This window comes from Mycobacterium sp. TH-M116 (assembly GCF_057473685.1).
The window spans coordinates 1-8,262 of the sequence record NZ_JBYCLC010000354.1 but is presented as its reverse complement, the minus strand read 5'-3'; the positions used below and the strand labels follow the sequence as shown (position 1 = coordinate 8,262).

Genomic DNA, 8,262 nt, shown 5'->3' with positions numbered 1-8,262 from the left:
TTCGGGGGAATCGCCCCCGATCCCAACGACGCGGTCACCGAAGCGGTCAAGCACATGACCCCATCAAAGCAGTGGGCACCGACAACCCCCGGCCGCCGATCCACGCCGCGGCCACCACAACCCCCGCACTGGCGACGAGGTTGCCGTCATGGTCGCGCCAAGCGCCAAAAGCACAGCCCGCGCGGCAATCTCGGCGTCTGGCCGACGAGGGCGCCAACGCTGCGCCCCGCAGCCTACGGCTCCAACACCACCTTGCCCAGCACCCCCCCGTCGGCCAAACACTTCAGTGCCGCCTGCGCCTCTGAAAGCGGATACCGTTGCGGCGAGGGCGGTTTCAGACCCAGACGGACGAGCTGCTCAAGCCCCCAGGAGAACAGCGCCGCAGAGCCGGGCATCTTGTTGAGGTACTCGCCCCACGCCACCCCGACGATGCTGACGTTGCGCAGCAGCAACCGGTTCACCTTGACGGTGGGGATGCTGCCCGCGGCGAAACCGATGACCAGCAGCTTGCCGTCGATGGCCAGCACACGCACCGCGTCGTCGAAGGCCGGGCCACCGATGGGGTCCACCACGATGTCCACGCCCCGGCCGCCGGTGTACGCGCGCACCTCGGCGGCCCAGTCGCCGGACAGGGGCAGTACCAGGTCGGCGCCCAGCGAGGAGACGTAGTCGGTTGCTGCCGTGCGGTGCAACACCGCCAGCACCTTCTTCGCGCCCATCGCCCGGGCCACCTGGATCGCCGCCGTCCCCACCCCGCCGGCCGCGCCGAGCACCAGCACCGTGTCACCCGGCCGCATTGCGGCGCGGCGCGCCAGCGCGAAATACATCGTGTTGTAGTTCACCAACAGCGACACCGCCTCGGCGTCGTCGAGTTCGGCGGGGCTGCGCATCACGTTGGGCACCGGAACGGCGACCTGCTCCGCGTAGGCACCCAGGATGCCGAACGCCGAAACCCGTTCACCCACTGTGAAACCCGAACCCGCCGGCGCCGAATGCACGACACCGGCGGCTTCCATCCCCGGGACGAACGGAGGCGGCAACTTCAGCTGGTATTCGCCCTTGCTCAGCAGCAGATCCGGAAAGCACACCCCGGCCGCCCGCACGTCGATGATGACGTGGTCAGGATCCTCGGCGAGCTCGTCGATATCGGTGTAGGCGATACCGGACGGACCCGACAAGCGCTGGACGACACAGGCCTTCACGGCCCCAGGCCCCTACGGCCGCTAAAGCTTGAACTCTGCCTTTTTCGCCGCCGACAGGTCGGTGATCTCACCCCAGTGGGCGGCGACGTCCTGCACCGACGGGGGGTTGTCGAAGCTGGCGCCCTCGTTGCCGAACAGCGCCACCCGCTGCACCTTGCCGCCGCCGACGATGAACACCGAAGCGGTGTCCGCGCACTCCTCGGTGCACAGGTAGGCCACCACCGGTGCGACGTACTCGGGCGTGAGCTTCTCCAGCACCTCCTTGGGCATGATGTCCTCGGTCATGCGGGTGGCTGCGATCGGCGCCACCGCGTTGGTGTGGATGTTGTACTTGGCCCCTTCCTGGGCCAGCGTGTTGATCATGCCGACCAGGCCGAGTTTGGCCGCGCCGTAGTTCGCCTGGCCGAAGTTGCCGAACAGCCCGCTGGTCGAGGTGGCGACGACGACCCGCCCATAGCTCTGCTCACGAAAATGCGGCCATGCGGCGCGCAGCACGTTGTACCCGCCGTAGAGGTGGACTTTGAGCACGGCGTCCCAGTTCTCGAACGTCATCTTGTGGAACGTGCCGTCGCGCAGGATCCCGGCGTTACTCACCACACCGTGCACGGCGCCGAACTCGTCGATCGCGGTCTTGATGATGTTGGCCGCGCCGGCGGAGTCTGCGACGCTGTCGTAGTTGGCCACCGCCCGGCCCCCCGCCGCGCGGATCTCGTCGACGACCTGGTCGGCCATCGCGGACCCGGCGCCCGTGCCGTCGCGTGCTCCGCCGAGGTCGTTGACCACGACGCTGGCGCCCTCCTTGGCGAGGGTGAGGGCGTATTCGCGCCCGAGACCTCCGCCCGCTCCGGTGACGATGACGACGCGATCCTGCACTCCGGGCATCAGGTTCCTTTCGAGTGGTTGAGAGGGGCTAAAACGTCAATGTCAGAACAACTTTCGGGCCATCTTGAACGCCCGTTCGGTGTAGGGCGGGTAGATGAACCGGGACAGGTCGGGCCGAGTGGGCTTGGTCAGCACCGACTTGCGGTGGCTGAACTCCTCGAACCCGAAGCGGCCGTGGTAGGCGCCCATCCCCGAGGTGCCGACCCCGCCGAAGGGCAGTTTGGCCGTCGACACCTGGAAAGCCAGGTGGTTGACCAGCATGCCGCCCGCCGGCACCTCCTTGATCACCCGCTCCCGGGTGGCCCGCGACTTGGTGAACAGGTAGGCGGCCAGCGGCTTGGGCCGCGCATTCACGAAACGTATTGCGTCGTCCAAGTTTTGGGCGGTGACGACCGGAAGGATGGGCCCGAAGATCTCGTTGCACATCAGCGGCCCGTCCAAGTCGGGGTCGACCACCACCGTCGGCTGGATGCGCAGGGTCGAGGCGTCGCAGTCACCGCCGACGGTGACCCTGCCGTCCTTGCCGGACAGGTAGCCCTTGAGCCGGTCGAACTGGCGCTGGTTGACGATCTTCATTCCGGGGGCAGACTCCTTGGACCGGAACTTCGTGATGGCCGCGCCGATCTTGTCCACCAGCTCGTCGCGGATCTTCACGTCGGCCAGCACGTAGTCGGGCGCCACGCACGTCTGCCCGGCGTTGAGCAGCTTCATCCAGGCGATCCGCTTGGCGGCGACGTCGATGTCGGCGTCGGCGGCGACGATCACCGGGCTCTTGCCGCCCAGCTCCAGGGTGACCGGTGTCAGGTGGGGCGCCGCCCCTTCGTAGACCTTGCGGCCGATCTCGGTGCCGCCGGTGAACATCACCCGGTCCAGGCCCTGCGCGATCAGCGCCTGACTCACCGAGCCGTCGCCCTCGACGACCGCGACGGCGTCGCGGTCGAGGTAGCGCGGCACCAGCTCGGCCATCAGGTGCGAGGACGCGGCGGCCATCTCGGACGGTTTGAGGATGACGGCGTTGCCCGCCGCGATCGCCCCGACCGCGGGACCCAGCGTCAGGTAGAACGGGTAGTTCCAGGCGCCGATGATCAGCACGGTGCCGAACGGCTCGTACTCGACCCAGCCGCGGCCCGGCAGCTGCGGCATCTCGAGCAGCACGTGCTTGCGGCGCGTCCAGCGCCGCAGGTTCTTGGCCGCGAACTTCGCCTCGCCCGCCGTCGTCGCGATATCGGCGATGTAGGCCTCGAACGGGTTGCGGTCCAGGTCGTCGGCGAGCGCCGCGGCGAGGGCGGCCTCGTTCTCCTCCATCAGCTTCTGCAGCGCCAGCAGTTGGCTTTTGCGCCACGCGATGTCGCGGGTGCGCCCGGTGGCGAAGGTCTTGCGGAGCCGGTCGACCGTTGCGGCGACGTCGACGGGCGCGGCGGATGGGCCCCCGTTCGTGGATGCGGGTGTCTTCGGTGCAACCGATTCGGTGGTCATCGTTGTCCTTCCTGAGCGAAGGAGCCGCGAGGTCGCGCGGGGCCGCTCATCGGTGATACCCGCGATCCTAACCATCCGGTTGGGAGAGCAATAGGAAGGATCTGAAACGCCTGCCGGGCGTCCCGGTGCGAGACGCTACACACGCTCCGCGGTCACGAAGTCGGAGAACGCACCCTTGTCGTCGGCGAACGGGACGCCCGCGATCCAGCGGTTCAGTCGGCGCATCTCGTCGACGGCGGCTTGCGACCGGGCCCGCCAGCCGTGCTCGTTGAGCCAGTCGGCGACATGGGCGCGGTCCTCGTCGCGGTACATCAGTTCCCCGACGTCGATCGTCTCTTCCAGCCCGATCTCGTCGGCCACCTTCTTGAACCTCGCACGCATCTGCTGACGCCGCTCCTCGGCGTGGACGGGCGCGGTTTCGGCGGACACTCGGCTGCCGGGCGCGCTGAGCTCGCTGACCTGCGCGAACAGCCGGTCCTGGGCGTCGGCCGGCAGGTACATCAGCAGCCCCTCGGCCAGCCACGCGGCCGGCGCCGCGGGGTCGAAGCCCGCCTCGCGCAGCGCGGCCGGCCAGTCCTGGCGCAAGTCGATGGCGACCTCCCGGCGGTCGGCCGACGGCGTGACGCCGTTGTCGGCCAGCGTCGTGGACTTGAAGTCCAGCACCTGGGGCTGGTCGATCTCGTAGACCGTCGTCCCTGCCGGCCAGTCCAGCCGGTAGGCACGCGAGTCCAGTCCCGAGGCCAGGATGACGACCTGCCGGATCCCGGCCGCCATCGCCTCGGCGAAGTACGCATCGAAAAAGTGCGTCCGCACCGCCTGGTAGCTGCGCATGTGGTGCAGGTGGGCGGCCGAGTCGGCATCGATCGCCTCGACCTTGGCCACGACGGCCGGGTCGAGCATCTTCTCCCAGAGCACGTTCGCGCCGGAATTGCCGACCAGCAACTTGGCGTACGGGTCGCAGATCAGCGCGTCGGGCCGCTCGGTCTCGACGGCCCGCGCCGCGGCCACCATTACCGCGGTGGAGCCGACGCTGGTCTTGATATCCCAGGTGTCGTCGTTGGTGCGTAGTGAGCTCATGCGGCGTTCCTCTGCTTGGCGTTCTTGGCGGGTTTGACGTTCAGTCGGACGGCGCGCCGAGGCGTGCGCGCAGCAGCGTGCTGCTGACGGCCTCCTCGGCAAGGTCTTCGGGTACCGGTCGGCCCAGCCGGGCCATCTCGTCGCGGTTGTTGACCGCGTCCACCGCCCAGCCGTGCCCGGTCAGCCACTCGACGGTGTCGGAACGGTCGGGCTCGTGGTAGGTCAGCGCCTGCACGTTGACGTCGAGACCGAGGCGCTCGCGCATGCGCAGCCACCGCTGCGTGTTGGCGCGCGAATTGAGGCCGAACGCCTCGACGGCGATCCGGCTGCCCGGCGCGCTGAGCGCGGTGACCATCTCGAAGAGCCGGTCCTGGGCGTCGCTGGGCAGATACGGGAGCAGGCCCTCGGCGAGCCACGCGGTCGGACGGCTCGAGTCGAAGCCCGCCTCCCGCAGCGCCGCCGGCCAGTCGTCGCGCAGATCCACCGGAACGGGGCGCCGCCGGGCGGTGGGAGCGGCGCCGTGCGACGCCAGGATTCCGCTCTTGTACTCGAGCACCTTGGGCTGGTCGATCTCGTAGACCGTGGTGTCGGCGGACCAGTCCAGCCGGTAGGCCCGCGAGTCCAGCCCGGCCGCCAAGATCACCACCTGCCGCAGACCGGCGCCGGCGGCGAGGGCGAAGTACTCGTCGAAGAAGTGGGTGCGCACCGCCTGGTAGTCGACGCCGAGGCGGTGCACTCGCCGCCCGTGTTCGTCACCGTCGAGCCAGGTCAAATCGGGGTCGGCCAGCCGGGCCCAGGCCGGGCCCGCCGACGACACCAGCAGTGGGGCGAATTCGTCGCGGATCAGCGGATCGGGTCCGGCGGTTTCCACCGCCCGGGAGGCGGCGACCCCCAATGCGGTCGCCCCGACGAGTTCGGTGATTGTCCAGGAGTCGCCCGCGGTCCGTCGCGACGTGGGCGGCGCGGGTTCCGACGAGGACCCTGCGGAGGAGTAGTCGTCGAGTTCAGTCATGACCCGTCGAGCATACGCGAATAAGTTAGGCAAGCTATGCGCTTGTGCGCGATGTCACTGCCCTGGCGGCGGCCCACCGTCGGCGGCGCCGACGCCGGCGAACGCCCGGACGACCGGGAACCCCTCCCTTTCGACGCCGCGGCTCCGCGGCCCAGGGTGTGAGCTGCGCCGCAGTGTGGTGCGGCGTGACCGATTTATAGTGCAACAGTTGCTGGAGCGGATGATCTTGGTGACGCGCCTGCTCGGTGATGGTCGAATGGCGCAAGGCCCACGACAGAGAGGGTGGCGGCGAATGGCGCAGGGCAAGACGGCCGCCGATTCCGCGCGGGGCCCGCGCATTCTCTCCCACGCGGCGGGGCGGTTCGCCGGCTGGCTGCGCGCAAGCCGCCTCGGATTGTTCTGCATCGCGGTCGCGGTGGGGATGGCCGCCGGGATCGGCGCGGTGGGGTTTCGGTACCTGATCTTCGGCTTCACCTGGCTGGCGACCGGGCATGACGAGTTCGGCCAGCAGGGCTGGGTGGGCAGCGACCACCTGCCGTGGCTGGGGGTCGGGTTCTTCGTCGCCGTCCCCGTGCTCGGCGGACTGCTGTACGGTCCGCTGATCGCCCGCTTCGCCCGCGAGGCCCGAGGCCACGGAGTGCCCGAAGTCATGATCGCCGTGGCCGAGAACGGCGGCCGGATCCGCCCACAGGTGACGGTGGTCAAGGCGCTCGCGTCGGCGCTGTGCATCGGCTCGGGCGGCTCGGTCGGCCGGGAGGGGCCGATCGTGCAGATCGGCGCGGCCCTGGCGTCGAGCATGGGCCAGTGGGTCCGGATGCCGGAGAACCGGCTGCGGGTGCTGGTGGCCTGCGGCGCCGCCGGCGGGATCTCGGCGACCTTCAACGCCCCCATCACCGGGGTGTTCTTCGCCGTCGAGCTGATCCTGCGGGAACTCTCGGTCGAGGCGATCTTCACGATCATGCTCTCGTCGATGGTCGCCGACGTCATCGCCCGCGTCTTCTTCGGCGCCGCACCGTTTTTGACCCGGCTACCCGCCGGCATCGGGCTCGACCACATCGCCAACTACCTGTTGATCGCGGCGCTCGCGGCGATCGCCGGGCTGATCGGGATCGTCTTCAAGGACGTGCTGTACAAGACCGAGGATTTGTGCGACCGGGTGTGGGGCCAGCGGCCTGACTGGGCGCGGCCCGCGGTCGGAGGGATCGTGCTCGGGCTCCTGTTGCTCGCCGTGCCGCAGCTGTACGGGGTGGGCTATCCCGTCATGTACGCGGCCTTCGCCGGCCACTACACGCTGTGGTTCCTGATGATCCTGGCAGCGGGCAAGATGGTGGCGTGCGGGCTGACGATCGGCATCGGCGGCTCGGGCGGGGTTTTCGCGCCTTCGCTGTTCATCGGGGCAACCTCCGGCATGGCGTTCGGCATGGTCGTCCACCAGCTGATCGGCCCGGCGGCCGGCAACCCCGCGCTCTACGCGATCGTCGGCATGGGCGCAGTGTTCGCCTCGGCCGCGCGAGCCCCGCTGACCGCGCTGGCCAGCACCGTGGAGATGACCGGCGACTTCACGCTGACCCTGCCGGTCATGCTGGCCGTGGCCGTCGGCACGACGGTGTCGCGGACGCTGTCCTACGGCACCATTTACACCACCAAGCTGCTGCGCCGCGGCATCGACATCGACCGTCCGACGCCCACCCACGCGTTCGCCCACCTGACCGCCGCAGACGCCATGCACCCGTTCACCGTTCCCCTGGACCTGGGCGGAACACACCTCGACGATCAGGACTGGACGTCAGGGCTGGGGCCGGTCACCCGCGTGCGCCATCCGCAGGCACTGTTCGCCAACGACAGCCTGGCCCAAGCGTTGCGGCAGCTGGTCCTCTACGGCCGCGACGGGCTGCCGGTCATCGACACCGACGAGCGGCGCGTCCAGGGCTGGCTGACCAACCAGGACGTGCTGCGCGCGGTGGCGACACACCTGGCCGCTTCCTATCCCGACATCGCGGCCAGCCATCAGGCCGCCGAATGGGCCGACCCGAAAGCGATTACGGCCGAACATGATCCGCGCAGCCAGCTGTCCGGATATAGCATCGTCGAGTACACGCTGGGTCCGAACTCGGCCGCGGTCGGGCGCAACCTGGGCGAACTGGACTGGCCGCCTGGGCATTACCCGGTGTCGGTCGTCCACCAGCGCCAGCTGATGGACGCCGACGTCGCCGTCGCACTGGAGCCCGGAGACCGGGTCAACATCCTCGTACCGACCAACGACGCACCCGGGCGCGATTCGGTTGCCGCGTCCCACAACGGATCCTGACCGTCGGCGCCGCGTCAGCCGCGGGCGCTGCGGGCGGCGTCGCGCTCGCTCGAAGAACCCTCGTGCGTCAGCGTGCCGCCCGCACTCTCCAAATGCGCCCGCACGAACCATTGGAACTTCTCCAGCGACGCGGCGTGGCCGATCAACATGTCCTGGGTGACGGGATCGAGTTCCCCGGTCTCGTCGATCGCCTTGCGCAGATCCTCGATCACGCCGGTGTAGACGAGGTCCAGCGCCGCCAGATGGGCCTGCACACAGTCGCGCCCCACCGAGTAGTCGTCCCACGTGCGGTCGTTGACGATCGC

General features: G+C 69.3%; 7 protein-coding genes. 1 reads left to right on the top strand and 6 read right to left on the bottom strand.

The annotated features are described in order from the left end of the window. Positions 1 to 233 precede the first annotated feature (233 nt). From AC2VOK_RS18155 to AC2VOK_RS18135, 5 genes are all read right to left on the bottom strand, one after another. Complete coding sequence (locus AC2VOK_RS18155) at positions 234 to 1,202, bottom strand: NADPH:quinone oxidoreductase family protein (protein ID WP_428901710.1); 969 nt, start codon at positions 1,200 to 1,202, stop codon at positions 234 to 236. Between the two features lie 21 nt (positions 1,203 to 1,223). Further along, entirely contained in the window at positions 1,224 to 2,084 is an 861-nt protein-coding gene (locus AC2VOK_RS18150; protein ID WP_428901709.1) for an SDR family oxidoreductase, read from the bottom strand. Positions 2,085 to 2,126: 42 nt separating this feature from the next. Continuing rightward, on the bottom strand, positions 2,127 to 3,560 hold the full coding sequence (locus tag AC2VOK_RS18145; protein WP_428901708.1) for an aldehyde dehydrogenase family protein: 1,434 nt from the start codon (positions 3,558 to 3,560) through the stop codon (positions 2,127 to 2,129). A 135-nt stretch (positions 3,561 to 3,695) separates the two neighbouring features. Continuing rightward, complete coding sequence (locus AC2VOK_RS18140) at positions 3,696 to 4,637, bottom strand: class I SAM-dependent methyltransferase (RefSeq protein WP_428901707.1); 942 nt, start codon at positions 4,635 to 4,637, stop codon at positions 3,696 to 3,698. 40 nt (positions 4,638 to 4,677) lie between these two features. Beyond that, a complete protein-coding gene (locus AC2VOK_RS18135) occupies positions 4,678 to 5,649 on the bottom strand; it encodes a class I SAM-dependent methyltransferase (protein ID WP_428901706.1) in 972 nt (323 codons plus the stop codon). 292 nt (positions 5,650 to 5,941) lie between these two features. Here AC2VOK_RS18135 and AC2VOK_RS18130 point away from each other — a divergent pair, with 292 nt between their 5' ends. Next, a complete protein-coding gene (locus AC2VOK_RS18130; protein ID WP_428901705.1) occupies positions 5,942 to 7,957 on the top strand; it encodes a chloride channel protein in 2,016 nt (671 codons plus the stop codon). Between the two features lie 14 nt (positions 7,958 to 7,971). Here the strand turns inward: AC2VOK_RS18130 and AC2VOK_RS18125 are convergent. Next, on the bottom strand, positions 7,972 to 8,262 hold a 291-nt coding region (locus AC2VOK_RS18125), incomplete at its 5' end, for a ferritin-like domain-containing protein (protein WP_428901704.1).

Excerpts from the sequence above, each read along its gene's own strand:
- AC2VOK_RS18145 (WP_428901708.1), bottom strand. The coding sequence starts at position 3,560 with ATGACCACCGAATCGGTTGCACCGAAGACACCCGCATCCACGAACGGG.
- AC2VOK_RS18135 (WP_428901706.1), bottom strand. The coding sequence starts at position 5,649 with ATGACTGAACTCGACGACTACTCCTCCGCAGGGTCCTCGTCGGAACCC.
- AC2VOK_RS18130 (WP_428901705.1), top strand. The coding sequence starts at position 5,942 with ATGGCGCAGGGCAAGACGGCCGCCGATTCCGCGCGGGGCCCGCGCATT.
- AC2VOK_RS18140 (WP_428901707.1), bottom strand. The coding sequence starts at position 4,637 with ATGAGCTCACTACGCACCAACGACGACACCTGGGATATCAAGACCAGC.
- AC2VOK_RS18150 (WP_428901709.1), bottom strand. The coding sequence starts at position 2,084 with ATGCCCGGAGTGCAGGATCGCGTCGTCATCGTCACCGGAGCGGGCGGA.